21 protein-coding genes are annotated in these 25,243 nt (G+C 43.8%); 14 read left to right on the top strand and 7 right to left on the bottom strand.

Annotation, left to right across the window (positions count from 1 at the left end; translation table 11 throughout):
* Positions 1–293: 293 nt before the first annotated feature.
* The gene (locus RCH20_RS11200; protein ID WP_327193635.1) at positions 294–1,046 is read right to left on the bottom strand and encodes an IS5 family transposase; all 753 of its coding nucleotides are present in this window, start codon (positions 1,044–1,046) and stop codon (positions 294–296) included.
* Between the two features lie 469 nt (positions 1,047–1,515).
* On the opposite strand from RCH20_RS11200, the gene RCH20_RS11205 reads away from it, so the two are divergent.
* Complete coding sequence (locus tag RCH20_RS11205) at positions 1,516–2,397, top strand: hypothetical protein (protein ID WP_327193637.1); 882 nt, start codon at positions 1,516–1,518, stop codon at positions 2,395–2,397.
* 128 nt (positions 2,398–2,525) lie between these two features.
* On the opposite strand, the gene RCH20_RS11210 is transcribed toward RCH20_RS11205, so the two are convergent.
* The 3 genes from RCH20_RS11210 to RCH20_RS11220 form a co-directional block, all read right to left on the bottom strand.
* A complete protein-coding gene (locus RCH20_RS11210) occupies positions 2,526–3,341 on the bottom strand; it encodes a 4'-phosphopantetheinyl transferase family protein (protein ID WP_327193638.1) in 816 nt (271 codons plus the stop codon).
* 169 nt (positions 3,342–3,510) lie between these two features.
* Positions 3,511–4,062 (bottom strand): peptidoglycan-associated lipoprotein Pal, encoded by a 552-nt coding sequence (gene pal, locus RCH20_RS11215; protein ID WP_327193639.1) that lies wholly within the window; start codon positions 4,060–4,062, stop codon positions 3,511–3,513.
* A 255-nt stretch (positions 4,063–4,317) separates the two neighbouring features.
* The gene (locus tag RCH20_RS11220) at positions 4,318–4,977 is read right to left on the bottom strand and encodes a DUF6231 family protein (RefSeq protein ID WP_209957079.1); all 660 of its coding nucleotides are present in this window, start codon (positions 4,975–4,977) and stop codon (positions 4,318–4,320) included.
* A 538-nt stretch (positions 4,978–5,515) separates the two neighbouring features.
* Here RCH20_RS11220 and pepN point away from each other — a divergent pair.
* The gene (gene pepN / locus RCH20_RS11225) at positions 5,516–8,170 is read left to right on the top strand and encodes an aminopeptidase N (protein ID WP_327193640.1); all 2,655 of its coding nucleotides are present in this window, start codon (positions 5,516–5,518) and stop codon (positions 8,168–8,170) included.
* 395 nt (positions 8,171–8,565) lie between these two features.
* Here pepN and RCH20_RS11230 read toward each other — a convergent pair whose 3' ends face one another.
* Positions 8,566–8,733, bottom strand: coding sequence for a hypothetical protein (locus tag RCH20_RS11230; protein WP_327193641.1), 168 nt, complete (start codon positions 8,731–8,733; stop codon positions 8,566–8,568).
* A 545-nt stretch (positions 8,734–9,278) separates the two neighbouring features.
* On the opposite strand from RCH20_RS11230, the gene RCH20_RS11235 reads away from it, so the two are divergent.
* The 7 genes from RCH20_RS11235 to RCH20_RS11265 are packed head-to-tail and all read left to right on the top strand — an operon-like array spanning position 9,279 to position 14,515.
* Positions 9,279–9,740: a Na+/H+ antiporter subunit E gene (locus tag RCH20_RS11235; protein ID WP_327193642.1), complete on the top strand. Its 462-nt coding sequence runs from the start codon at positions 9,279–9,281 to the stop codon at positions 9,738–9,740.
* Positions 9,737–10,021 (top strand): monovalent cation/H+ antiporter complex subunit F, encoded by a 285-nt coding sequence (locus RCH20_RS11240; protein WP_327193643.1) that lies wholly within the window; start codon positions 9,737–9,739, stop codon positions 10,019–10,021. Before RCH20_RS11235 ends, RCH20_RS11240 begins: the two co-directional genes overlap by 4 nt.
* On the top strand, positions 10,008–10,307 hold the full coding sequence (gene mnhG, locus RCH20_RS11245) for a monovalent cation/H(+) antiporter subunit G (RefSeq protein ID WP_327193644.1): 300 nt from the start codon (positions 10,008–10,010) through the stop codon (positions 10,305–10,307). Before RCH20_RS11240 ends, mnhG begins: the two co-directional genes overlap by 14 nt.
* Complete coding sequence (locus RCH20_RS11250; RefSeq protein ID WP_327193645.1) at positions 10,295–11,245, top strand: hydrogenase subunit MbhD domain-containing protein; 951 nt, start codon at positions 10,295–10,297, stop codon at positions 11,243–11,245. The genes mnhG and RCH20_RS11250 overlap by 13 nt, the downstream gene beginning before the upstream one ends.
* Positions 11,245–11,559, top strand: a complete 315-nt coding sequence (locus tag RCH20_RS11255) for an NADH-quinone oxidoreductase subunit K (protein WP_209957089.1) — start codon at positions 11,245–11,247, stop codon at positions 11,557–11,559. The genes RCH20_RS11250 and RCH20_RS11255 overlap by 1 nt, the downstream gene beginning before the upstream one ends.
* Positions 11,556–13,007: a complex I subunit 5 family protein gene (locus tag RCH20_RS11260; protein ID WP_327193646.1), complete on the top strand. Its 1,452-nt coding sequence runs from the start codon at positions 11,556–11,558 to the stop codon at positions 13,005–13,007. The genes RCH20_RS11255 and RCH20_RS11260 overlap by 4 nt, the downstream gene beginning before the upstream one ends.
* The gene (locus tag RCH20_RS11265) at positions 13,004–14,515 is read left to right on the top strand and encodes a complex I subunit 5 family protein (RefSeq protein ID WP_327193647.1); all 1,512 of its coding nucleotides are present in this window, start codon (positions 13,004–13,006) and stop codon (positions 14,513–14,515) included. The genes RCH20_RS11260 and RCH20_RS11265 overlap by 4 nt, the downstream gene beginning before the upstream one ends.
* Before the next feature lie 337 nt (positions 14,516–14,852).
* Here RCH20_RS11265 and RCH20_RS11270 read toward each other — a convergent pair whose 3' ends face one another.
* Positions 14,853–15,935, bottom strand: a complete 1,083-nt coding sequence (locus tag RCH20_RS11270; RefSeq protein ID WP_209957096.1) for a 3-deoxy-7-phosphoheptulonate synthase — start codon at positions 15,933–15,935, stop codon at positions 14,853–14,855.
* Between the two features lie 501 nt (positions 15,936–16,436).
* Between RCH20_RS11270 and lpxB the strand changes: the two genes are divergently transcribed.
* Together lpxB and RCH20_RS11280 are read left to right on the top strand one after the other, a co-directional pair.
* A complete protein-coding gene (lpxB, locus tag RCH20_RS11275; RefSeq protein ID WP_327193653.1) occupies positions 16,437–17,669 on the top strand; it encodes a lipid-A-disaccharide synthase in 1,233 nt (410 codons plus the stop codon).
* 76 nt (positions 17,670–17,745) lie between these two features.
* Positions 17,746–18,642 carry a ribonuclease HII gene (locus tag RCH20_RS11280; RefSeq protein ID WP_209957098.1) on the top strand — a complete coding sequence of 299 codons (897 nt, stop codon included), beginning with the start codon at positions 17,746–17,748 and terminating at the stop codon, positions 18,640–18,642.
* A gap of 119 nt (positions 18,643–18,761) precedes the next feature.
* Here the strand turns inward: RCH20_RS11280 and RCH20_RS11285 are convergent, their stop codons facing one another.
* Positions 18,762–19,412, bottom strand: a complete 651-nt coding sequence (locus RCH20_RS11285; protein ID WP_209957101.1) for a DUF924 family protein — start codon at positions 19,410–19,412, stop codon at positions 18,762–18,764.
* A 182-nt stretch (positions 19,413–19,594) separates the two neighbouring features.
* Here RCH20_RS11285 and nspC point away from each other — a divergent pair, with 182 nt between their 5' ends.
* From nspC to RCH20_RS11300, 3 genes are all read left to right on the top strand, one after another.
* Positions 19,595–20,809, top strand: coding sequence for a carboxynorspermidine decarboxylase (nspC, locus tag RCH20_RS11290; protein WP_327193649.1), 1,215 nt, complete (start codon positions 19,595–19,597; stop codon positions 20,807–20,809).
* Positions 20,810–21,044: 235 nt separating this feature from the next.
* Complete coding sequence (locus RCH20_RS11295; RefSeq protein ID WP_327193650.1) at positions 21,045–22,328, top strand: saccharopine dehydrogenase family protein; 1,284 nt, start codon at positions 21,045–21,047, stop codon at positions 22,326–22,328.
* A 633-nt stretch (positions 22,329–22,961) separates the two neighbouring features.
* Positions 22,962–24,644 (top strand): GMC family oxidoreductase, encoded by a 1,683-nt coding sequence (locus RCH20_RS11300; RefSeq protein ID WP_327193651.1) that lies wholly within the window; start codon positions 22,962–22,964, stop codon positions 24,642–24,644.
* Positions 24,645–25,243 lie beyond the last annotated feature (599 nt).

A 25,243-nucleotide genomic window follows, 5' to 3' on the forward strand; every position in this document is an offset into this window, starting at 1 on the left:
AACAGTGTCAAGTAACCAGTAATGAACCAATTACTATTAAGAGTGAGTGCTGGAAAATAATAAGTATTTGACAGTTATTATTGGAAACAAATTTTAATAATAAGTTTAGCATACTGCTTGCTGCAACAGCAGGTTCAGGATAGCCAACATCGATATATATTAGGGCTCTGTAGCAGTTCTACATTGGCCGAGTACAACAATAACGTCATTAGACTCAGCACAACTCACTCTTACGAGTAACTAAGGCTACATCAACTCACAAACTACAACAAACAGTAGGGTCTGTTGAACATTCATAATTTCAGCCAGATATAAGCGCAAGCTAGCGCCACCGTATTCTCATAACTTTGCTTAAGTTTATCGTATCTGGTGGCTACTGCTCTGAACCGTTTTAAGTGTGCAAACGCATTCTCAACTAAATGGCGTATCTTATACAAGTCCCAGTCCATATGATGGTTATCAGATTTTGTATTCTTCTTTCTAGGAATATTATCGAAGCAACCGGCCTGCTTAATATGTGCTCGTAGCGTTTCAGAATCATAGCCTTTATCGGCACATAGAATGTCTGTATCGCTTAAATCTATCTTATCAACTAAATCTGGCGCGACTTTAACATCGTGAGTGGTGCCATCTGATAATATAAAGCTAATCGGGTTACCATGAGCATCGACTGCTAAGTGAATCTTGGTAGCACGACCTGCCACACTTTTACTGATGGCCTGATCCGCTTCATTACCACCACTACTGTGTTGATGCGCTTTGATATGAGTCCCATCTATAAACACCCATTCAAGGTCTGAATCTTTGATTAATAAAGCAAACAGTTGAATTAACTTATTGCTGCGAAACCAACGCTGATAGGCTTTGTAGACCGTATTAGGCTTACCAAAGTAAGCGGGCAAATCACGCCAAGGACAACCAACACGCATCCGGTACAGCACGCCTTCAACCGTTTGTCTAAGATTTCCTTTGTCATAGATGTTAAGTTCTAGTAATATAGGTCTTAGTCTTGTCCAGTGTTCATCTTTGAGCATTGTACGAGGCATAGCGAACGGTATCTTTTTTGTGTGAGAACTTAAAGATTAACCGTTTGCTATTTTTTTTGCCATCATTTTATTCCCAATGTTCAACAGACCCTAGTAATAAGTTATAGAAATCTCTACTGAATTACCTCAACAACTACGACATGATAGCCACATGATTTGCAGGGCTGTGATGTTGCTACTAATTTTGATCGCAGTAATCTATATTTAGTAGCGTACATATTATTTTTGTTACACATCATTTAGTTACTGTAAGAGTATCCTGTAACAAAAAGCTAGGTTTTCTAGGATTTAGAGGGTAATTATTACAATATCTATGCAATCTTTACATAATAGTATACAAAAAGTACATTTATAGTGGTTACTTATTGAGCCAAAATTGTTTTAATCAGCCCAACAAGATGAGCATCTAAAATAAAGGCTAGATGACCATTTTTACGGGCTAGTTATTTTATACTTTAGGAGAGTACGCATGAAACTTATCAAACTAACTGCATTATCTGCCGCTGTATTGGCATCAACTGCTGCTCTAGCTGCTGATCCTATCATTATTGTTGATAACAACAATAATGCAGTCGTTTATCAAGCTGAACCAGTCGCTTATACCACTGCTCCTGCTTATCAGTATAACAACGATGCTGGTGTTATCCGTAACACTACTGGCGCAGTAGTTGGCGGCACTAAGACTGCCTTCAGTAAAGTAGTCAATCCTGCGTCTGTTAGTGCTGAAATTGGTTCTCTAGGTTATGGTGCTAATATTGCTTGGTCACTTAATGAAAACACTGAATTACAAGCCGGTTGGGCAGGTGGTGATGCTGCTGAGTTATTTGGTGGTGACTTCGATGTTAAAGATGTAAACTATGATTTTGATACTGACTTTAGTAACCCGTACTTAGGCGTACAATTACGTCCTGCTGGTAACTGGTTCACAGTAGGTGCTGGTATTATTGTTCCTGATAATGAGATTACTGCTAAGGCTAATGCTGAAGGTGCAGGTGTCGGTTCTTATTATCGCGTAGATGGTAATAAGTACTTTGTAAACGATCCAAGAAGTGATGTTAGTATTGATCTCAAAAATGCTGATGAAATCAACGTTGGTAGTGTAACAGCAGACTTAGAGCACCGTAATAAGTTAGCCCCATACTTAACTGTTGGTTTCCGTCCAAATATTACCAATAACTTTGGTTTGTTTGGCGAAATTGGTGCCGCCTATATGGGCAAAACTACAGCTACTGTAACTGCTAGTGGTTTTAACGGAGATGCTGCTATAGGAAAAATCAAAGAAGAGCTAGAAAATGAAAACTGGTTAGAATGGTTACCAATCGTTAAACTAGGCGCAACTTACCGTTTCTAATTTATAGTAAGCCATTGATACTATAGAGTAAGCAGTAAGCTAAAAAAGAACGGCCCGAGAGGGTCGTTTTTTTATGTGCAAAATAAAGTATTGGTTAACAATAAAAATACTAGGCTAACAAACGGCTTTTAAAAAATAACAACCGTTTGTTGGTAAGGCAAAACCGCAATTTGGTAATTAGTTTTATTGTCGTTAATGATGACTGATGAACGTTCATCTTGAGCCGTGATACTGCTTAGCGCAGGAATAAGAGCGGCGTAATCTATACCTAAGCCCTGTGCTAATTTATATTGATATATCTTAATAAAACTCTCTTTTAGTTGCCATAACAATCTACAAACGCGGTCTCGCTTACTACTCGCTAATTCAGCTAAAATAGCCAGCTCGTTGGCATGATAAAAACGCTGTGCAACGCGCCAAGCCACCTCCTGTACTTCGATATCGATACCCACTGCGCAGCGGGTACTGACAACGACCGCCACTTTATTTAAGTGCTTATCTCCTGAATGGCTAAAGCACACATAATACCTACTATTCATCAGCCGATACGGGAATTCGGATTGGTCTAAGGTATCGATAATGCCGATTTTGCTTAGTAGGTTTTGTAGCAGTAAGCGCACACCATTACGCTGTTGCTGCCGTGCGTTATAGGCAATTTCGCGAGTGGATAGCGCGCTGTTTGGATGATAAACTTGCCAATATAAAGTATAGAAATCAAAAGTATAGAAATCAAAAGTTCGCAAATTAAAAGTTCGAAAATCAAACGTTTGCAAATCAGAAGCACGGGAATTAATACAAGGAATAGGGGTCTTAGACAATACCAAAGCGCTTGACGAGCTCGGCTTCAATAATAATGAGATTGATGGATTAATTTGCGCGGTTGCGCACCATGACTCGGGATCAAGTTGGGTATAGCAGTGGTGGCGTAGCGTTGTAATTGGCATAAGGGATCAAAGCAGCGTTTGTAGTCAGGAGTATTGCCTACCCAATAGCAGTCTAAGGCGAGCGTTGAAGGGTGCAGTAAACTATAGAGCTTATGAACAGATTATAAAAAAGCCCAACAATATGGATATTGCTGGGCTTTTATAATAAGCATAAACCGTTATAAAATAATTAGTAAGACAGCTCAGCACGGCGATTTTGTGCATAGGCATCTTCACTGGTATCCGCAGCAGCAGGACGCTCTTCACCATAGCTAATCACCCGAATATTGCTAGTAGATACACCTTGAGCAGCAAGATAGTTACTAGCAGATTGTGCGCGGCGCTCGCCCAATGCCATATTATATTCACGGCTACCGCGCTCGTCAGTGTTACCGGCGATAAGGACGCTAGCATTTGGATTTGAGCTCAATAAACTGGCGTGCTGATTTAGAATGCCTGCTGATTGTGAGGTAATCTCGCTGCTATCAAAAGCGAAGTAAACCACCGCTTGTAGATTATCAGCGGCACCAATAATGGCGTTTGAGTTATCCACAACGACAGCGCCAGTATACCCCATTTGACCACCTGGGATACCAAGGGGGGCAACGACCACTTCAGAGGTCGCACGCTTAGTAGCACAACCGGTGGTTAGTGCTACAGCACTTGATAGCAGCGCAAGCGCAGCGATTTTAGCAAAACGATTTTTTGCTCCGGTGTTAGATAAAGTACAATCAACTGACATGATTAGCTCCTAAATTTTTAATTAAACTTGTTATTTTTAAATTGCTCATAATAAAATCTAGGCAATTGCTACTCATACTATAATCAATGTTACGTTATGTAAGTATCATTACTGTAAGTAATATCAGATCTTACTGATCCATGATCATATTTATTCAGTCATTCATATTATTTTCAGGCAAACATACTAAAATTAAGTATTATGATTTCTAGTAATGTCGATAAATAGCTAATTAACTTATATAACTACTATGTACTACCAGCGACGTTTGTCCCAGTTTTCAGGGTTAGCCCAATAGTCGGCATTGAGCCAATTTGGCAGCTGTTTGTAATCATATAAGTTAAATTGCCAAAGCGTTGCTGATGGTGTTGTCTCTAATGATGTCAGAGGCTCAATAGTATCTAAAAGCGCCGTCTGCTCGCTCAAAATATCAAACGGAGTAAAACCATAAGCCCGTAAATCTATGGTACTGTCTAGTGCGACAAGTAGGTGCGTGGCATAGAGATCACGGTAACGCATGAGTAGTGGAATATACTGCTGTAGCAATTCTGCTGATAGCGTGGGTAGCCAAAAACAGGCCAGCTCATACCGTTCAAGTATGGGTTGCTGAACCAGTACTGACAGGGTCGATAAGTGTGAGTTGCTAGGCTGCCTATTATTGCCACCATTGCCATCATTGACCCCATTAACTTCAGCTAGCTTATGGTTCAGCTGTGGGTCCAGTACTAACATTGCAGTGTTATCCTGTGCCACCCATAACAGTTCCGTAGCTTGATCATCAGCGTTATCATTTTTATTGCCATCAGTGACTGTTTGGGTTGCAGAATTTGCCTGTAGCACGGGTAGCAGTGCTTCGATGTAAGCAATCAATAACGGTAGTGTGATATTTTGGCAGTGAGTATTGTGGTTCATCATAAGAACAAGCCATTCATTCAGGGTGGGTAACCAATAGCCCCATTAAATCATTTTAAGCGCTATAATCCAATTAATAACACGCTCTAATATTATTGTCATCGTTTACAGTTATTTTGTCCGTACTGTTTATCACTATATTGCCAAGACATATCGCTAAAACATAGCGCTAAAAATAGCTACCGTATTAATTGTAAACCAATCGTTTTATAGTGGCTGTAGCTGATAAATTAGATTTTATTGCTGCGTGCTCTTGAAATTTAACCATTTACGGCAATGTAACTCTAATAATAACTATAGCAGCAATTATAATCACACTTATCAAGTGCTGAGCCCAGTCCATATAATTTTAATATTGGATAACCGATCCAGACAGTCAGTCCAAATAGTTAACCCAAAATAATATCGATACCAGAGAACCGAGTAGATCCTAACTATTTTTAGGGTTAGCAAGGTTGCTGCCGTAGCGATTTTATAATGGGCAAATTATAGTATTACCCTTTACTATTACCCAATAAAGTACACAATAATAGGAATAACCATGTCTATCGCTGAAAACGACGCCCAAATTATCAATCCTGAAATGCCTGATGTGCCATTACATGCGCCTAGTGACATTAACAACAAAATTAATCTACACGATTATAAGCAGCCAAGCTTTGATGTGGAGACGGTTGATTTAGATATTAGACTGTTCGATGATCATACGCAGGTAGACAGTACACTAAAAATGGTACGGCAGACGGCAGGTGATTTGGTGCTGTATGGTGAAGATCTGGAGCTGCTGGCGATTATGCTAGATGGAGCGACACTTGCCCCTGAGCGTTATAACCAAGCAGCAGGCAAGCTGACGATTACCGATGCTCCCGCTACTTTAACCTTGCAACTGCAAGTGCGGATTTGCCCACAAACCAATACTGCGCTTGAAGGGTTGTATATGGCAGGTAGTGGTAGCGACACCATGTTTGTCAGTCAATGTGAGCCTGAAGGCTTTCGCAAAATTACCTTTTATCCAGACCGTCCTGATGTATTGGCGATATTTACCACCCGTCTTGAGGCAGATAAGCGCTATCCGACTCTACTAAGTAATGGTAACTTGGTTGAACAAGGTGAGGTGGCAAACGCACCAGACCGTCATTATGCGATTTGGCATGATCCCACGAATAAGCCCAGCTATTTGTTTGCGTGCGTGGTTGCCGACTTAGATGTACTCACTGATCACCACACCACCAGCGAAGGTCGTGAGGTAACTCTTGAGCTGTACGCTAAGTCGAGTGATATCGATAAGTGTCATGTTGGCATGCAAGCTCTCAAAGATTCAATGGTGTGGGACGAAGTCAACTATGGCCGCGCATATGATTTAGATCGCTATATGATTGTGGCAGTCAGTCAATTTAATATGGGGGCGATGGAAAATAAAGGGCTCAATATTTTTAACACCGCTTGTGTGTTATCAAGTCCTGAAACCACCACTGACGCGCGCAGCTTTAATGTCAAGGCGGTCATTGCTCATGAGTACTTCCATAACTGGACTGGTAACCGTATTACTTGCCGCGACTGGTTTCAACTGTGTTTAAAAGAAGGCTTTACCGTCTTTCGTGACCAGTCATTTTCAGCAGATCAGCAGTCCAGTGCCGTACAGCGCATCGATGATGTCGCGACCCTACGTGCGCATCAATTTGCAGAAGATGCAGGACCGCTAGCCCATCCAGTACGCCCCGAAAGCTTTGTGGAAATTAATAATTTTTATACCACCACCGTTTATGAAAAAGGCGCAGAAATCGTACGTATGCTGGCCAATACCTTAGGGCTAGAGAAGTTCCGTCAAGGTACAGACGAGTACTTCCGTCGTTATGATGGGCAAGCAGTAACGGTTGAGGACTTTTTATCAGCGCTGAGTGTCACTGATATCAAGGTTGAAAATTTCATCGACTGGTATCGTCAGCCAGGAACGCCAGTGCTGTCTGGTCATCAGCAGTATGATAGTGAGAGTCAGACGTTGACAATTAAGCTGAGTCAACAGACCCGCCACGTTGCAGGTTTTGATGTGCCAAAGCCGTTACCAATTCCAGTAGCAACGGCCTTATTTGATAAAGACACGGGCCAAATTATTACTGAGCGCTTGTTACTACTCGATCAAGCCGCGCAAACCTTTAGCTTTGACAACATTACCAGCGAGCCGATAGTCTCATTGCTACGTGATTTTAGTGCGCCAGTACAGCTCAATTATGACTATCAAGATGAAGATTTAGCCTTTTTATTGACTCATGAGACCAATGGTTTTAACCGCTGGCAAGTAACGCAAATGCTGGTCAATCGTATTCTGTTACAAGGCCATGGCTCTAAAAGCAGCCCTGAAGTCTATCTAAAAGCCTTGGCTGAGACTCTGCCAACCTTGGCGGTTGACGATGCCATGCTCGCTGCACGCTTGCTTGATATGCCATCGCCCCAAGAATTGGCATCGGCCATTCATAAGGATTATGATCCGGTAGCCATTAAGCAGCAGCGCCAAGATTTATATCAACAAGTTGCTGTTTCGCTGAAAGATCATTGGACTGGATTATACGAGCAGCTGCCGTTACAGTCTTATGAAGACAGCTCTGAGGCTCGTGGCAAGCGCGCACTGCGCAATGTAGTGCTGGATATGGCATTGACTGCAAAAGTCAGTGACGCTACTAAATGGGCGCAGCAGCAGTATGACGATGCCAGCTGTATGACTGAACGTTTTGGTGCCTTAAAATCAATGGTCAATCATCAAGTTGTTGGTGCTGATAGTTATTTAGCCGATTTTTATAACCGCTTTCAGGCAGATGATCTGGTTATCGATTTATGGTTCAGTGTGCAAGCCTCCGCAGACCAGGTCAGTACGGATACCATTGAAGCACTGCTCGCGCATGCTGATTTTGATTGGAATACGCCCAACCGCGTACGTTCAGTGATTAGTGCCTTTACCTCTCAGCCGACCGTACTCTGGACGCCAGAAGGTTTGGATATTTATACTAGCGTGATCAAAAAATTGGATGAAGAGAATCCAGTTGTGGCCTCGCGTTTATTACAAGTGCTGGCCCGCTGGTATACCTTGGTTGAGCCACGCCGCCAAATGGCGCATGATCATTTGATAGAACTACAGAAGCACGTCTCTTCTAAGAACGTACTGGAAAGTATGGACACAGTGCTAGGCGCAGCAGGCGTCTAGTCAGTTTCTTATAAAACTATCAACAGAAGTGGTCCAGTAAAGGTAAGCGCGTAACTCCGAGAGTTTGTGACTAATAGAGTTAAGCGCCCTTTATTAAGTCGTTATGAGATATATAGTTAATGAAAAGTAATATCGATACATAACCTACTGCTGGCATACGTTTTTCTTGCTCGCTGTGCCTACGCAGACAGAGGCTGCAAAAAGCTTATACCAGCAGTACCGTCGCGTTTTTAAGGTATTTTAACTATAGTAGCTCGCTTTATTTTTGTTGATATGATGTTAGTCATAAGCCACAAAAAAGCCCATCTATGAATCCATAGATGGGCTTTTTTTATAAAATATTTTTGATATAAAATGTTCTAGAATACTAACACTAGCAATATTACCAATAGCTGTTAGCGATTAGGCAAGACGTCTTTTACCATATCGCGTAAACTATGTAGCGCGGTCACTGTACTATTCCGGTCTAGGCAATCATCAATGATAGATATGTCGTATTCTAATGCCTCTAAATCAGCGGTCAGTTTTTGATTACTGCCTTCTAGATGGCTTTCTACCATCATGCCGACACGCCTTAATATCTGGTAAATACCGTTAACAGTATGACGAGCGTTATAGTGTTATTTGGCAATGTCGTTAGTGGCTTTGCCCATGCCTTATTGATATAGAATGAGTAAACATTGACGAGCTCTGGGATTGCTCTTGGTCTTCGAGAGTCTGCCAAAGCCATAACTTTTTAGGGTGTATATTTGTATAGTCATGTTTAAATTATACTATATATTTTAGGTTTGGCATTATTTTGAATCTCCTATACTATAAATGGTTCATAACAAATAAGAGTCGTATATAGCAAGGTGATATGGGTATAAGTTTTTCTGGCGTGCTGCGAGACAGAGGCTGCAAAAAATTCGTTCCAGCAACACTGTATTCTTTTCAAATTGAATCGACTATACGCGCTGTATAGTAGGTCACGTGACACGACCGCAGTGAATACAGTAGTGATATTTTTTAGTAGCGATATCTTTGAATGAATCATCCTAAATTGGGAATAGAGCGCATGAGAATAAAAAGTCAAGAAATTGACAGTTCAGCGGTTGTATTGCGGCTTTTGCTATTTTCAATTATTTGGTGGGTGCTCTCCGGCGGTGAGGCCGGTTCATGGGTGATTGGTGCGCCTGCAGTTGTCTGTGCAGTGGCGGTCAGCATTGCTTTGTCGCCACCAGTGAAGGTTGTGTGGTGGCGATTGGTAGCATTTATGCCTTTCTTTGTTTGGCAGTCGTTAAAAGGCGGTATAGAAGTTGCGCAACTGGCGTTTCAACCGAGCATGTCTTTAGCGCCGGAGCTTATTGAATATCCGTTGCGACTGTCCTCAGGTTTGGCGCAAGTGGCTATGATCAATGTAACAAGCTTGCTACCTGGCACGCTGAGCTCTGAGATCGAGGGAAATGTATTAAAAATACATATACTTGATAGTCAAAGCAATTATTTAGCCGAGTTGCAACGCTTGGAGCAACGTTTGGGGCAGATATTTCCAAGCTTGTCTGAGCAAACTGGACGGGAGGATTCTTGACTATACAGAACTTATGCCTAGCACTAGCCTTGTTCCTGCTGCTGAATTTGGGCGCTGGAATGTGGCGAGTGTTGCGCGGACCTACCGCCGCTGATCGCATGTTGGCAGCGCAACTATTTGGTACTACCGCTGTGGCCATTTTATTGTTACTTGCTGAGGCTTCAAGCAGCGCAGCACTGCGCGATGTGGCATTGGTATTTGCGCTGCTGGCAACGGTCACAGCGGTCGCTTTTGTACGCCGTGCTTGGGTGTTTTTGGAGAATGATAATGACAGTAAGTGACTATTTTTCTGCATTCATGCTGCTCATTGGCGGCGTGTTCTTTTTAGCGGGCACGCTAGGTCTATTGCGTTTCCCAGATGTTTTTACCCGGCTTCATGCCCTTACTAAGGCCGATAATTTAGGGTTGGGCTTTATAGTGATAGGGTTGGCAGTACAAGCAGAATCTTGGCCTGTAGTGGCAAAATTAGTACTGATTTGGCTACTAGTGCTGCTTGCTGGCGCAAGCGTATCTTATTTAGTGGCACACGGAGCGTTGCAACGGGGTATTCGACCATGGAGACGCTGATTGGTTCTACTATTGACATCGTGATTGGACTGATAGCGCTAGGCTTGGCTTGGGGGGCACTTAGCAGTGCTAAACTGTTTAAGGCTATTGTGTTGTTCATTGCCTTCGGACTGATGATGGCGTTAGCTTGGGTCCGCTTAAATGCGCCTGATGTGGCTTTGGCTGAAGCGGCTATTGGCGCTGGTTTAACTGGAGCATTATTACTAACGGCTTACAAGAATTTGCGTGCCAGCACATCAGTTACCAATGTAGAAAAACTAGAGCTTGGCAACCGTTTTAGCAGTGGCCTTACGGTTGCTAGCCTATTGATTGCGGTGCTTGTCGCGACAGGACTGGGATATGCTGTTTGGATGTTACCGCCGGAGGCTGCCGGACTCAGTATCAGGGTTGCTGCTGATTTAGGTAATAGTGGGGTCACTAATCCGGTGACAGCCGTACTACTAAATTTTCGGGGTTATGACACTTTACTGGAGTTATTTGTATTGTTGCTAGCGCTACTTGGCGTGTGGTCATTAGGTTTACCACTACCACAACAAGAAACCGCACCGGGATTGGTTCTGGATACGCTATCACGACTGCTAGTGCCCTTATTAATTATGGTCGCGGCATATTTACTGTGGGTGGGCGCTTATGGTCCTGGTGGCGCTTTTCAAGCCGGCGCTGTGCTGGCAGCTGCAGGGGTGCTGATGCTGTTGTCAGGCGCGCGGCTACCTAATGCATGGGTCGGTTGGCCGCTACGTCTGATGCTGGTATTAGGACCGGCGACGTTTTTGCTACTGGGTATTATCACTGGGCTCCTAGAAGGTCGATTTTTACAGTTGCCAATCGAGTGGGCCGGAGTGCTTATATTAGTCATCGAAACGGCGGCTACACTCTCGATTGCAGCCGCGCTTATTGCATTGTTTATGGGCACGCGCCCGAGTAAGGAGAAATGGTGATGAGCGCGGCGTTAATATATGGGCTGGTAGGTGTGGGGCTTTTTGCAATTGGTTTACATGGATTATTACGCTATCGTCATCTGCTGCGTAAAATTCTAGCGCTGAACATAATGGGTAGTGGGGTGTTTTTGTTGCTAGCAGCATTAGCCACACGCACAGGCACTGCCATACCAGATCCGGTGCCCCATGCCATGATCATCACTGGTATTGTAGTGGCAGTTGCGGCCACCGCGATGGCGCTGGTACTTATGCTGAAACTGACAGCAATTACTGGTCAGCCAGTGCTACCAAACAAGGAAGTAAACTCAGAATGACCGATATTTTGTTGGGTATTCCATGGGCGATTATGCTAATCATTCTGCCGCTTATCACAGCGATGATGGTTTTTGTGTGGCCACGTACAGCGCAGACACTGGTATTAATCTATAGCTTAGTGATGGTAATCGCAGTGGCTGGTCTAGGCTTACAGATTTGGCAGCAGGGTGTGTTTCAGCATTCGTTGGGCGGCTGGGATGCGCCCCTAGGTATTGAGTTGTACGCCGATGGCTTAAGCTTAGTGATGCTGATGGCGACTGCTTTGGTTGGAGCCGGCTGTAGTATCTACGCTTCGGCGTATTTCAATGCCGAGCAAGCGCATCGGTTCTGGCCTATTTGGTTATTGTTGCTAGCGGCGTTGAATGCTTTATTTCTTTCGGCGGATTTATTCAATCTGTATGTCACGTTAGAATTAATGGGATTGGCAGCGGTGGCCTTAACAGCATTGTCTGGCAGCCGTAACGCCCTTGCTGGTGCCATGCGTTATCTGCTATCAACGCTGGCTGGGTCTATTGCCTATCTGTTGGGTGTTGTATTGCTGTATCAGACCTTTGGCAGCGTAGATATCTTTATTCTAGCAGAACGCATAACACCAGAGCCAGCAGCATGGGCTGCCTTGGTTCTGATGATAGTTGGCTTGGCACTAAAAACCGCGTTATTTCCGTTACACTTTTGGTTGCCACCTGCTCACGCCAGTGCCCCATCCCCTGTAAGTGCGGTGCTCTCAGCGCTGGTGGTGAAGGCCTCATTCTACATTTTGATACGTTTATGGATATCGCTGTTCGGGCCTATCTCTGGCGACATCGTGGCAGTACTTCTTGGTATAATGGGTTCGGTGGCTATTTTATGGGGTTCTGTTCAGGCCTTGCGTCAGACTCGCTTAAAGCTGTTGGTAGCCTACTCCACGGTGGCACAGATAGGCTATTTATTCTTAGTGTTTCCGCTAGCAGCTGCAGCGGGCGCGTGGCATGCGGCTGCAATACTAGCACTTTCTCATGCTCTGGCCAAAGCGGCTATGTTTTTGGCAGCGGGTAACCTTTTGCACTTTGGCAGGCATGATCGCATCAAAGATCTTGATCGTGTGGTACAGCGCCTACCACTAAGCGCTTTTGCGTTCGCTTTAGCTGGGGTTAGTATTATGGGTTTGCCGCCCAGCGGTGGATTTATTGGTAAGTGGTTAATGCTAGAGGCTGCGTTGGTGCAGGGGCGTTGGGATTTGGTGGCAGTAATGCTCATTGGTGGGCTGCTTGCCGCACTTTATATATTCAAGGTATTAGGGCGCTGCTTTACTGAGGCTGAAGTGACCCACGAACCGTCAAGGGTACCTGCACGTATGGAGTGGGCCGCATTATTATTGGCGCTCGGTGCTATTACGCTGGGCTTTTTGGCAGTACCCTTTTTGTCACTATTGCAGATTGGCGCACCTTTTAGTGGGAGTGGGTCATGAACTTAAGCGCTCTTTTGCCATGTTTGGTAGTGTTGGGCTCACTGTTACCAGCAATTATTATTTTTAAGCTACCTGAAAAAAGCGTGCGTATTCGTACCGTGCTTAACTTGGCCGGTGCTATCTCAAAGCTGGTACTCGTCGGTTGGATGTTATGGGGGGTTACCCAAGGCTATAGCTATGAAGCGCGTTGGGTGCTACTACCAGGTATCGAGCTGGTGTTACGAGCTGATCCACTGGCACTGTTTTTTGTCACCTTATCCGCTTGCCTGTGGCTGCTTACAACAATTTACGCCATAGGCTATCTAGAAAATGAGCCTCATCGCAGTCGCTTCTTTGGCTTTTTCAGTCTATGCGTTACCGCCGCAATTGGCGTGGCCATGGCTGGTAATCTGTTAACATTTTTGATTTTCTATGAGCTACTGACCCTAACGACCTATCCATTGGTGGTACATCGCGGTACCGAGGCGGCGCGCAAAGCGGGGCAAACTTATCTGATCTATACCCTCAGCGGTGGTAGTTTGATGTTGCTGGGAACGGTATGGCTCTATACCCTGACCGGCAATTTAGAATTTACCGAAGGTGGTTTTTTGAGTGGCTTAGGCGCGGAGCATCATACCTCGCTGATTATTATTTTTATTCTACTAATGATTGGACTGGGCGTAAAAGCGGCCTTGGTGCCACTGCACGGCTGGCTACCAAAAGCCATGGTGGCCCCTGCACCCGTTAGTGCTTTGCTGCATGCCGTAGCAGTAGTAAAAGCCGGTGCCTTTGGTATCGTGCGCGTGGTCTATGAGGTATTCGGAATAGAATTCGCGCAGCAACTAAAGCTATTGCTGCCACTGGCTATCTGGGCCGCTGTAACCATTATATGGGGCAGTCTGCGAGCGCTGTTTCAAAGCGAGCTAAAAAAACGGCTGGCCTATTCTACTATCAGTCAGGTCTCCTACATCGCACTAGGTACTGCCTTGTTCGGTCCTGTTGGAACCATTGGTGGACTGGTGCATTTAGTACATCAAGGTGTTATGAAAATAACGCTATTTTTTAGTGCGGGTAATTACGCTGAAACGCTTGGTGTTTATAAAATTCGTGATATGAATGGAGCTGGCCGGCGCATGCCGCTCACGAGCATATCTTTTAGTATTGCCGCTTTGGGGATGATGGGTGCGCCCTTGACAGCAGGTGCTGTCACCAAATACTGGTTAAAAAACGGTGCTATAGCCGCGCAAATGGACTGGGTGGTTTGGGTACTATGGACTTCAACGGCGCTAAATGCCCTATACTTCCTACCTATCTTATGGCGCCTTTGGTTGCTACCAGCACCGGCTCAGTGGCCGAGCAAAGTTACCGCCAAGAATCCTTGGCCAGTAACGCCTTGGCAATTACTGCTACCACCAGCACTAACTGCCTTTGCAGTGGTCGCCTTTGGTATATTAGCAATGTACGACATTGGGCCAATTGTTTGGGCGCAGTTTATTACTGATCGTGAGTATTTCAACACTGAGCCGTGATGATTTTGACTTAAATCTCTGGGTATAAGTGCATTTAAAGCGCTTGGGGTTCTAATGATCGGTGTACCTATTGTTAGCATCATTTTTTGAACATAATTGTTTTATCACTAAAATGAATCCACTAAAATGAATCATTAATCACATGTATAGAAAAATAATAAAGTTGATATTTCAGCCTATGCGATGCTGACGCTGGTGTGCTATGCCATTATTTAGCGTGGCACCTGGTGTGTTAATCTAAGAAAGAAAAAATATCTAATGAACTCGCCTTAACTCATGCGCACAGAAAAAGCCCATCTATGCACAGATGGGCTTTGGGTTTTCATAAATCTTAAAATTAGCGCTGAGGCAAGACGTCTTTTACCATATCACGCAAATTATGTAGCGCGGTCACTGTGCTGTCCCAGTCTAAGCAACCATCAGTGATAGACACGCCATATTCTAGCGCACTTAAATCAGCAGTTAATTTTTGGTTCCCACCTTTTAGATGGCTTTCTATCATCATACCGATGATAGATTTATTACCATTTTGGATTTGCTCAGCGACGTTATTAATAACCATCGGCTGTAAGTAGGGGTCTTTTCCTGAGTTGGCATGGCTTGAGTCAATCATAATCTTGCTGCTAGTTTTGCCTGCAGCTAGAGCATTTTCAACTTCCTCAACGGCGGTTTCATCATAGTTGGGTTTGCCATTACCGCCACGCAATACGACGTGCGCATAAGGGTTGCCTTTAGACTTGATGATACATACTTTACCATCTGAAGATAGACCTAAAAAGCTATGACCGGCTTTGACCGCTTGCATGGCGTTGACCGCCACTGTCATGCCACCATCGGTACCATTTTTAAAACCAACTGGACATGACAGGCCTGAGCTCATCTCGCGATGGGTCTGGCTTTCAGTAGTACGGGCGCCAATGGCCGACCAGCTGATTAAGTCTTGCATGTACTGCGGAGTATTGGGGTCCAATGCTTCTGTTGCACAGGGCAGACCCTTTTCATTCAAGTCAATCAGCAGTTTACGGGCAGTGCGTAGACCTTTTTCGATATCAAAACTGTCATCCATATCAGGGTCATTGATCATGCCTTTCCAGCCAACTGTGGTACGCGGCTTTTCAAAATAAACGCGCATGACCACAAAGATGGTATCTTCAAGTTCTTTTGCGAGTATTGCTAAGCGGTCGGCGTATTCATGGGCTGCTTTAATATCATGAATAGAGCAAGGGCCAATCACCACAAACAAACGTTTGTCTTTACCATCTAAGATATCTTGGATAGTATGGCGACCTTTTAAGACCGTTTTATAGGCTGGATCTGTTAGTGGTAGCTCAGTTTTTAGCTCAGCGGGAGTGATCAAAGGGATGAATTGTTCAATATTCACGTCATCAATATCTGCGTTATGAGTAGCTGGTGTAGTCATGATTATACATCGTCTAGCTAATTTATAGGAATATTCATTATGCGGTGAAAAGGGTCGGTTGACAAGGGTAGTCGGTCAGTTAATTAATTGATGATTGCAATGAGTAAACCAAATTTTCTTCACGTTTGCCTGTTATTTGGACATCGAGGAAGTTTTCTGACTGTTATTTTATACTTAAGCATTTGTCTACTAAGATACCTTTTAAGCAATCATTTAGCAGTTTTTGAGCCATGATTGGTCGTGCTATAACGCTGTAATTTGGCTATTTGCACCGCCGTCACGTATGATGGCCACATAAGGAGTACGACGTTAGCATAAAAAGTAAGGCTTACGATTGTACTTATCCGCTCAGCGCTTAAAAACTAGCTGCTTGTGCTCTATTTTACCCTGTCCATTATGCTTTGATATTATTGAGATCTTGTCATGACAAATTCTGCTATATCTCACAAACCAACTGATCCGACTGACTCAACCGATGACTCTCATGACCTGCATCAGACAATGGTTGCGCCGTTAGTCATTGGTATCGTCGCAGGTGAGGTGTCAGGCGATAGTTTGGGTGCAGACTTTATGCAACAAATGAATAATCTGCGTGATGACATCGTTTGGGTGGGGGTGGGTGGCACAAAAATGCAAGCACAGGGCTTACAAAGCATTTTCCCCTTATCACGCTTAGCCGTAATGGGTTTAGTTGAAGTGTTATCACAATTACCTGATTTGCTTAAAGCCCGCCGTGAATTATTAGCCGCCTTCAAGACTGCCAATATTGATTGGTTTGTCGGTATTGATGCGCCCGATTTTAATCTACGAGTCGCCAAAAAGCTTAAGCCCAAAGGCGTGTTCTGTGTGCAGTATGTCAGTCCATCAATTTGGGCCTGGCGCGAGTCCCGTATCCACGGCATCAAGGCAGCGACTAACCTAGTGCTCTGCCTATTTCCATTTGAGCTAGCAGTATATGAGCGTTATGACCATCCGGCAATATGTGTCGGTCATTCGCTACTACGAACCATTAATCAAGCGTTAATAGACACCCCAACCAATCAGCTGCGTAGTGAGCTGGTCTGGTGCAATGATGGACTGCAGCAGTTTTTTATTGAGCGCTTTGACGAGGTTAGTCAGCTCATTTGTGTGATGCCAGGATCACGGCGCGGTGAAATTATGGCTATCTTACCCTTGATGCTTGACGGTATTCAAAAGCTGATATTACTTGACCCTAAGCTATGTTTTATCATTCCAACCGTGGATCAAAACCACCAATATATCGTACAAGATGTGATTGATAAGCGCTCAGAAAAACTGCGTGCTGCTATTGTCGTGGTCTATGATGACAGTCAGCCGGCCTTCAGCCAACAAGCGATGGCAGCCTCAGATATGGTTATGCTCGCATCAGGTACCGCCACGCTTGAGGCTATGCTGCTTGAGCGCCCAATGGTAGTGATTTATCAGTTAAATCAGCTGACCTATCAAATTGCTAAACGCTTGGTAAAAGTACCCTATGTGGCGTTACCCAATATCTTAGCGGGCAAGGCAATTGTCCCTGAATTGATCCAAGAGCAGGCGAATGGCGAGAATATTTGCCGGACGGTCATGCAACTATTGCAGCCGCGTGCTTACATGGCGCAATTAAAAACCCTCGCGAGCACCAAACAAACGCTACAACAGCAAAGCAATCATAACCCTGCTAACAGCGTGATTGAGCAATGGTTTATTCAGGATAGTCAGCCATCGTCATAGGTTAAGCACTATTAACTACAGGCTTATAAACACCTCTCATCGTTACTCCAATTAATAAAAAAGAAGCACTAGCGTTATGAGTATTGAGACCTCTTCACAAGATTATATTATCTACATTAACAGCAGTATTGAGCATATTGATAGTAAAGGGCAGTATATGAATTTAGCATCGCCTATTCATATAGCGGGACAGTTAAACCTCTCTAAACTGTTGTCTCAACACGAAATAAATACAAATAACAGCACAGATGAACACCCGCTACAGATCGGCGTTGATGAAGCAGGGCGTGGACCCTTGCTAGGTAGTGTCAACGTGGCTGCAGCAATATTACCAAGCGCATGGTCAGGATTGATTGAGGCCCAGCCACTAAAAAATACGCCGCTCGCTATTTTGACTGATTCTAAAAAGCTCAGTGAAAAAAAGCGCGATTTACTTTATCCGCTAGTGCAGTGGCACGCGATAGGATATGTGGTGGCTGACATTCCAGCGGCAGTGATTGATCAGGTCAATATTCTACAAGCGACTATGCTTGGTATGCGGATATGTACAGAAGCGCTATTAGAGTTATTAGCCAGTCAGTTGGCTCCCGTTATGGGAGATATAGGCGATATTAATGGAGCGGCAGCAAAGTCTACCTACTTACAAGCACAAGTGCTATACGATGGTAATCGCTGTCCGGAGCTAGATTATGCAAGGCTTGCGACATTGGGTATAGAAAAGTCCGCTATTGATTGCCAAGCTTGGGTAAAAGGGGATGCTCGCCATACCAGTATCGCCGCGGCCAGTATCTTAGCAAAAGTCAGCCGTGATCAAACCATGTATGAGCTTGACTCCCAATATCCACAATATGGTATTGCCAAGCATAAAGGTTACCCAACCCGCGCGCACATGCACGCTATCGAAGAACATGGGGTTCTGGCAGCACATCGACGCAGCTTTGCGCCAGTGAGGCGAGCACTAGAGAGTAAATAAGTCGTGTTGAACACCTAGTAGAAAATAAATTTAGTAGCACCTATAATAATCACTATAAATAGCCTAAGCATACTCTTGAATAGTAGGTTAAATGACTGATTCCATGCTTAGAGAATTATTCAGAATGAAGAGTTTGGCTGTTGCAAAAATGCGACTTCCTCGGCGGTCGAGGTACGACCAAGGGCCAAGTTACGATGGGGATAACGGCCAAATTGCTTGATGATAGCCTGATGGCCATATGCAAAATCCAGCGTAACTGGATCGTCTAACTGCTCAAATAGCGGTAAATAGCGTTTATGAATCACCGCTGATTCTGAATGCATAAATGGCATAATCATAAACTGGCGCCATTGCCACGGCAGATCATCAAAGCCAGACTGATGCACCGCTTCTTGTGCGAGAACTAATGCCATACCATCTTGGGTAAAGGCGGATGCTTGGCCACGACATAGATTGCGTGAAAACTGGTCTAAGACAATAATCTCGGCTAGACGTCCGGCTAAATCAGCGGTTAAATTATTAATACCAGGTTGCCCTTCAGTACGTCGCCAACACGAATATTCACCCTGTATTGCTGTCTGCCATACTTCACCAAACTGATCCGCAATTTGTTGATCAAAGCTATCATCTTCTAAAAACCAATAAGGCTCGTGGTTCTTATCGAACCAGAAGTTCAAGACTGCGTGAACATCAGCGTAAAGATGCGGTAGATCAAACGGGGTTAAATCAGGTCGATTTAGGGAAGTAGAATAATCGGTTGAGAGAGACATAAGCTATTCTAATTAGGTGAGGTTTGTACTACTATAGCGCAATTACCTAGAAGATTTACAACGCTGGCAGGCATTATTTACAATCTGTAAATTTTCACTTCTAGCTATCATCTTTGCTGTAACAGTTATCATTGTTATACCTTTTATTAGTATCAATATCAAAAGCCATTAGGTTGTCTATTATGAATGAGTTATCCGCTGTAAAACCAATTACTGTGCCAACCCCTTATTATTTGCTTGACGAAGCCGCAATCGTGGCCAATATGAAAATTATTGCCCGTTTATGTGAGCTATCCGGCGCAAAGGCGCTATTGGCATTAAAGTGCTTTGCCACCTGGGGGACGTTTGAAGTGATGCAACCTTATCTACATGGCACCACATCGTCGTCGCTGAATGAAGTACGCTTAGGCCGTGAGACTTTTGGCAATGCAGATGAAAAAGAAACGCATGCTTATAGTGTGGCTTATAGCGCCGATGAAATTCCTGAAGTACTAAGCTATGCTGATAAGATTATTTTTAACTCAATTTCGCAATTAAACGCTTTTAAAGATCAGGCCAATGGGCAAAACATTCCAGTCGGCTTACGCCTTAATCCCAAGACCAGTAATTCATCGTTTATCATTGCTGATCCTGCACGTCCGTTCAGTCGACTTGGCGAACACGACAAAGCCAGTATTAATGCCATTCTAAAAGACATTAGCGGCGTCATGATTCATAACAATTGCGAGAACGAGAGCTTTGCAGCCTTTAGTGACAGCTTGGCGGATATCGAAGTTAAGTTTGGTGATATTTTACAGCAACTTGATTGGGTCAGTTTGGGCGGTGGTATTCATTTTATCGCCCCTGGCTATCCGCTTGAGCAGCTTGCTGAACGTCTAAAAGACTTTAGTGAAAAGTATGGTGTGCAAGTTTATCTGGAGCCAGGCGAGGCTAGTATCCATAGCGCTGGCACCTTGGTGACCACTGTTTTAGATGTCCTGCACAATGAAAAAAATCTTGCAGTAGTGGATTCTTCTATTGAAGCGCATATGCTTGACCTGCTAATTTATCAAGAGTCCGCGTCAATAGCGGCTATTAATGGTCAGCCGATCGATATCGCGCCCATTAATATTGACCATAATAATGCACCAACAACTGAGCATACTGAATCAGCTGATAGTACAATTATTTGTGGTCGTTCTTGTTTGGCAGGTGATATCTTTGGTGAATATGCGCTACCGTCTACCTTAAAGATAGGAGATACTGTCACCTTTGGTAATGCAGCTGGTTATACCATGGTCAAGAAAAACTGGTTTAATGGGGTCAATATGCCAGCGATCGTGATTCGTCGCCTTGATGGTAGTATTAAAGTGCAGCGAGAATTTGATTATCAGGATTACAAAGCGAGCTTGTCATAAAGCTGTCTAACTCATAGAAAATTTAGAGAGTAATCGTATTATTGATTGACTAATTATTGCCGAAAGGGTGGCAAAAATTGTTATAATCGTCATGGACAAAAACAGCAGTCATTGTCCATCGGGTGCGTGGGTTTTCCTCGGTCTTCCTTTTTAATTCACGCATATCATTCACTCGTTTCTGTTTTGAATAGCCAATACCATGGCAGTGACAGGGGCACAAAGGAGGATTGTTGCATTGAAATCAACTCAACATACCAAGAATACCAAGCAAGCTAAAAAAGACGTGCTGATCATCGGTGCTGGCGGTGTCGCACAAGTAGTCGCGCATAAATGTGCAATGCATAACGATGTGCTTGGCGTGATTCATATCGCCTCACGTACTAAAGATAAATGTGATGCGATCGCTCAAAGCGTACAGGAAAAGGCCAGTTTTAAGCAGCCAGCCACCTTGTATACGCACCAAATCGATGCCATGAATATCCCAGCGCTAATACAGCTCATTGGCGACACTGGTATTCAAATCGTTATTAATGTTGGCTCACCTTTTCTCAATATGAGCGTACTAGAAGCCTGTATCGAGACTGGCGTCGCCTATATTGATACCGCTATTCATGAAGATCCGCGCAAGATTTGTGAGACCCCGCCATGGTATGACAACTATGAATGGCAGCGTAAACAACGCTGTGCAGATAACAATATCACTGCCATTTTAGGGGCAGGTTTTGATCCCGGTATGGTTAATGCTTATGCTCGACTTGGCTACGACATGATGGATGCAGGCTCAGTCACAGATATCGACATCATTGATATTAATGCTGGCGACCATGGTAAGTACTTTGCGACTAACTTTGACCCTGAGATTAACTTTCGTGAATTCACTGGCACCGTTTACTCTTGGCAGAATAGTAAGTGGCAGTCCAATAAAATGTTTGAAGTTAAGCGTACGGATGATTTCCCCGTCGTTGGTGTACAAAATAGCTATCTAAGTGGCCATGACGAAATTCATTCATTATCTACTAACTTAGACGTACCAAATATTCGTTTTTGGATGGGCTTTGGTGAGCATTACATCAACGTCTTTACCGTGCTACAAAGCTTAGGTTTATTGTCTGAGCAGCCGGTAATGACTGCTGAAGGCCTTGAAGTTATCCCGCTAAAAGTGGTCAAAGCGGTACTACCAGACCCAAGCTCGCTAGCACCGAATTATACGGGCAAGACTTGTATTGGTGACAAAGTCAAAGGTAAAAAAGACGGCGTGGATACTGAGGTGTTTATCTATAATATCTCCGACCATAAAGACGCTTATGAAGCCATGGGTAGCCAAGGTATCTCGTATACCGCTGGCGTGCCACCGGTTGCCGCCGCCATGCTAGTCGCTACGGGCGAGTGGGATGCAGGAAAAATGGTCAACGTCGAAGAGCTTGATGCCAAGCCATTTATTAATCTGCTCAATGGGATTGGTCTGCCAACTCGTATTCAAGATGCGGATGGCGATAGAGTTTTAGAGTTTGATATCTAAAGCCCTGTTAAAGCCCTGTTAAAGCCCTGTTAAAGCACTGAGCCATTTGTTTATTGCTCGTCAAATAAAAAAAGCACCCTATTGAGCCTTTACTCGATAGGGTGCTTTTTTAATGACAGGTCTTAATTTCTAAAAACATTGTAAGGAAGAATAACTTCGTCTTTAGATAACGGTCTGTTCATAAGTAAATATTTGGTCTACGGCAGCCCACTGCTCTTATGCTTCTCAAACACCAGTAGTAAGAATGTAGCTTTAGTACTATTTAGAGCATTTGAGGCAGGTAGTCTGCCATTTATGGGTACCTTTAATCAGTGCAATGTCCTATTTATGAGACGATTATTATACTTTCTGGTTTGCTTTTAAGTTTAAACTAATACTGTATGGAGATGCTTGAATGTAAGTAACCAGAGGGCTTAATAAAAAACTGTTTAGTATTGATTAATATACTATGTAATTAAAATATCTAGTTGAAAGATGACTAGAGTGTCTTCTAAATTAAGCGAATATAGTTGACTGTTTCTGCTATAGTTAATTGGTAAGTAAGTTGATTCACCTAAGCCAGGTATCACTATTGAGGATATTGGCCGCGTGTTATTGAACGGATACTATTCGCAAGCAAGGAGCTATTTATTTATGGAATTTGACTATATTATCGTTGGCGGTGGATCTGCAGGCTGTGTTTTGGCAGCGCGCTTGTCAGAAGACCCTGAAATCAAGGTTTGTTTATTAGAGTTTGGTGGCGACGGCAAAGATCTTGCGGTGCGAGTACCTGCTGGCCTCGTCTTGATGGTTCCAGGCAAACCACTGAAACTAAATAACTGGTGCTTCGATACCGTACCGCAAACCCATCTCAACAATCGCATTGGCTTCCAGCCTCGTGGACAATGTCTTGGCGGCTCATCCGCTATTAATGCGATGGTCTACACCCGTGGTAGTCCAAAAGACTATGACCGCTGGGCTGATCTAGGTTGTGAGGGCTGGGGATATGATCAGTTATTACCTTATTTTAAGAAATCAGAGAATAACAGCCGTGGCGGTGATGACCATCACGGTGATAGTGGACCTTTAAATGTCACCGAGCTGCTTAGCCCTCGTCCTATCTCCAACACCTTTATTGATGCGTGCGCTGCTAATGGTATAGACCGTAACGATGATTTTAATGCGACCAAGCAAGACGGCGCAGGTCTGTATCAAGTCACCCACTTTCATGGTGAAAAGAAGGGACAACGCTGTTCAGCCGCTGCCGCCTATGTACATCCTATTGAGGACGACCGCCCCAATCTTACGATTATCACCGGTGCAATGGCCTCACGTGTCTTGATAGAAGATCAGCGCGCAGTAGGCATGGTCTACAATAAAAGTGGTGAAGAATATACCATTCAAGCACGTTCAGAAGTTATTTTGTGTTCAGGGACCTTTGGCTCACCTAAGATACTAATGTTGTCAGGTATTGGCCCTAAAGAGCAGTTGCAAGAACACGGTATTGAAGTGGTCTATGACTCACCAAATGTGGGTGAAAACCTACAAGACCATTTAGACGTCGTTTTTGATTATGAGGTGAATACCAAAGACGTGTTTGGGATTACTTTGGGTGCAGCTGGTAAAATAATCAAAGGCTTGAGCCGTTGGAAAAAAGATGGCACCGGCCTGTTGTCAACCAACTTTGCTGAAGCAGGTGCCTTTTTTAGTGCTAAAGAAAACGACCCAAAAGATTGGCCAGACATCCAGCTACATTTTTTGATTTCTCGAGTGGTAGAGCATGGTCGCAAAATTAAGTTGGGTCACGCCGTCTCCGTCCACACTTGTTACTTGCGTCCTGAAAGCCGCGGTACGGTTAAGTTGGCATCTAATGATCCAAGCGAAGCACCGCTAATTGATCCCAACTATTTGTCTCATCCAAAAGACGTCGAACATATGGTGGCAGGCGCAGAGCGTACGCGTGCCATTATGCAAGAAGAGGCCATGGCAAAGTTCATCACCAAGGACTACGCGGGCCCTGATATTGAAAAGGATGGTTTACTAGGCTATATACGAAACAAGGCGGATACGATTTATCATCCAGTAGGTACGTGTCGTATGGGTTCAGACAGTCTATCAGTCGTGGACGTAGATCTTAAAGTCAGAGGTGTCGATGGACTGCGTGTAGTCGATGCTTCGATTATGCCGACACTAATCAGTGCCAATACTAATGGTCCAACCATCGCTATTGCCGAAAAAATTGCTGATCAGATTAAGGCTGAACGTGCTGCCACTGCCGACCCTATGAAGGCTGAAAATATTAACCCGATCAAGGTTAAAGAGCCAGCTTATGCATAGTGTTGCATAGCACTATTCCATGAGAACGGCTTGATGGTTAAGGCCTAGATTCAGAAAAAGCTTTCCAGCATCTCTTTAGAGAACTGGAAGGCTTTTTTGTTTTAGATGCTCTATGGTTGTGGTTGATTTGAAGTTCAGAACTTGGTCCGATACTGCATATGTTAGGGACATATTAGGTAATATCTAATTCAGGACAATTTAGGCTAATTTGGATTTTTAGACTTCTCATCAAGAAACGTCTTTTGAATCTTGAAGTCATTTGCTAGAAGGTCTTTTTACTGGCTATTAAATATTATGGCGAGAATGGTATAAACTACTGGTAATGAATCTAAGATAACTGTATCGATGGCGAGCTTATTGCGCTGGGCTCTGCAAGATATTTGCTTAGTAATATTCGTACAGGCTTTGATGTTATGCAGCCGAAATGATTTATCAAGGTTACGGATTTTTGAACGCAAGGCTTATAATTTAACACCTCGGCGCAGAATTCCCCTACTTCTAAAATAGTGGGATGAATGCGTATTTTTGGGTTACTATTTGGTGTATATGTTATATTAATTAATAATTATACCGCCAATGACAAACAACTTCTATATGAG

This window comes from Psychrobacter sp. PL15 (genome assembly GCF_035984995.1).
Classification (GTDB): Bacteria; Pseudomonadota; Gammaproteobacteria; order Pseudomonadales; family Moraxellaceae; genus Psychrobacter.

What these genes read in the sequence shown, in the direction of transcription:
- RCH20_RS11250 (WP_327193645.1), top strand. Translation starts at nt 10,295, where the DNA reads ATGGAGACGCTGATTGGTTCTACTATTGACATCGTGATTGGACTGATA.
- RCH20_RS11265 (WP_327193647.1), top strand. Translation starts at nt 13,004, where the DNA reads ATGAACTTAAGCGCTCTTTTGCCATGTTTGGTAGTGTTGGGCTCACTG.
- lpxB (WP_327193653.1), top strand. Translation starts at nt 16,437, where the DNA reads ATGGTTGCGCCGTTAGTCATTGGTATCGTCGCAGGTGAGGTGTCAGGC.
- RCH20_RS11280 (WP_209957098.1), top strand. Translation starts at nt 17,746, where the DNA reads ATGAGTATTGAGACCTCTTCACAAGATTATATTATCTACATTAACAGC.
- RCH20_RS11205 (WP_327193637.1), top strand. Translation starts at nt 1,516, where the DNA reads ATGAAACTTATCAAACTAACTGCATTATCTGCCGCTGTATTGGCATCA.
- pal (WP_327193639.1), bottom strand. Translation starts at nt 4,062, where the DNA reads ATGTCAGTTGATTGTACTTTATCTAACACCGGAGCAAAAAATCGTTTT.
- nspC (WP_327193649.1), top strand. Translation starts at nt 19,595, where the DNA reads ATGAATGAGTTATCCGCTGTAAAACCAATTACTGTGCCAACCCCTTAT.
- RCH20_RS11210 (WP_327193638.1), bottom strand. Translation starts at nt 3,341, where the DNA reads ATGCCAATTACAACGCTACGCCACCACTGCTATACCCAACTTGATCCC.
- RCH20_RS11255 (WP_209957089.1), top strand. Translation starts at nt 11,245, where the DNA reads ATGAGCGCGGCGTTAATATATGGGCTGGTAGGTGTGGGGCTTTTTGCA.
- RCH20_RS11300 (WP_327193651.1), top strand. Translation starts at nt 22,962, where the DNA reads ATGGAATTTGACTATATTATCGTTGGCGGTGGATCTGCAGGCTGTGTT.
- RCH20_RS11260 (WP_327193646.1), top strand. Translation starts at nt 11,556, where the DNA reads ATGACCGATATTTTGTTGGGTATTCCATGGGCGATTATGCTAATCATT.
- RCH20_RS11270 (WP_209957096.1), bottom strand. Translation starts at nt 15,935, where the DNA reads ATGACTACACCAGCTACTCATAACGCAGATATTGATGACGTGAATATT.
- RCH20_RS11230 (WP_327193641.1), bottom strand. Translation starts at nt 8,733, where the DNA reads ATGATGGTAGAAAGCCATCTAGAAGGCAGTAATCAAAAACTGACCGCT.
- mnhG (WP_327193644.1), top strand. Translation starts at nt 10,008, where the DNA reads ATGACAGTAAGTGACTATTTTTCTGCATTCATGCTGCTCATTGGCGGC.
- RCH20_RS11220 (WP_209957079.1), bottom strand. Translation starts at nt 4,977, where the DNA reads ATGATGAACCACAATACTCACTGCCAAAATATCACACTACCGTTATTG.
- RCH20_RS11200 (WP_327193635.1), bottom strand. Translation starts at nt 1,046, where the DNA reads ATGCCTCGTACAATGCTCAAAGATGAACACTGGACAAGACTAAGACCT.
- RCH20_RS11285 (WP_209957101.1), bottom strand. Translation starts at nt 19,412, where the DNA reads ATGTCTCTCTCAACCGATTATTCTACTTCCCTAAATCGACCTGATTTA.
- pepN (WP_327193640.1), top strand. Translation starts at nt 5,516, where the DNA reads ATGTCTATCGCTGAAAACGACGCCCAAATTATCAATCCTGAAATGCCT.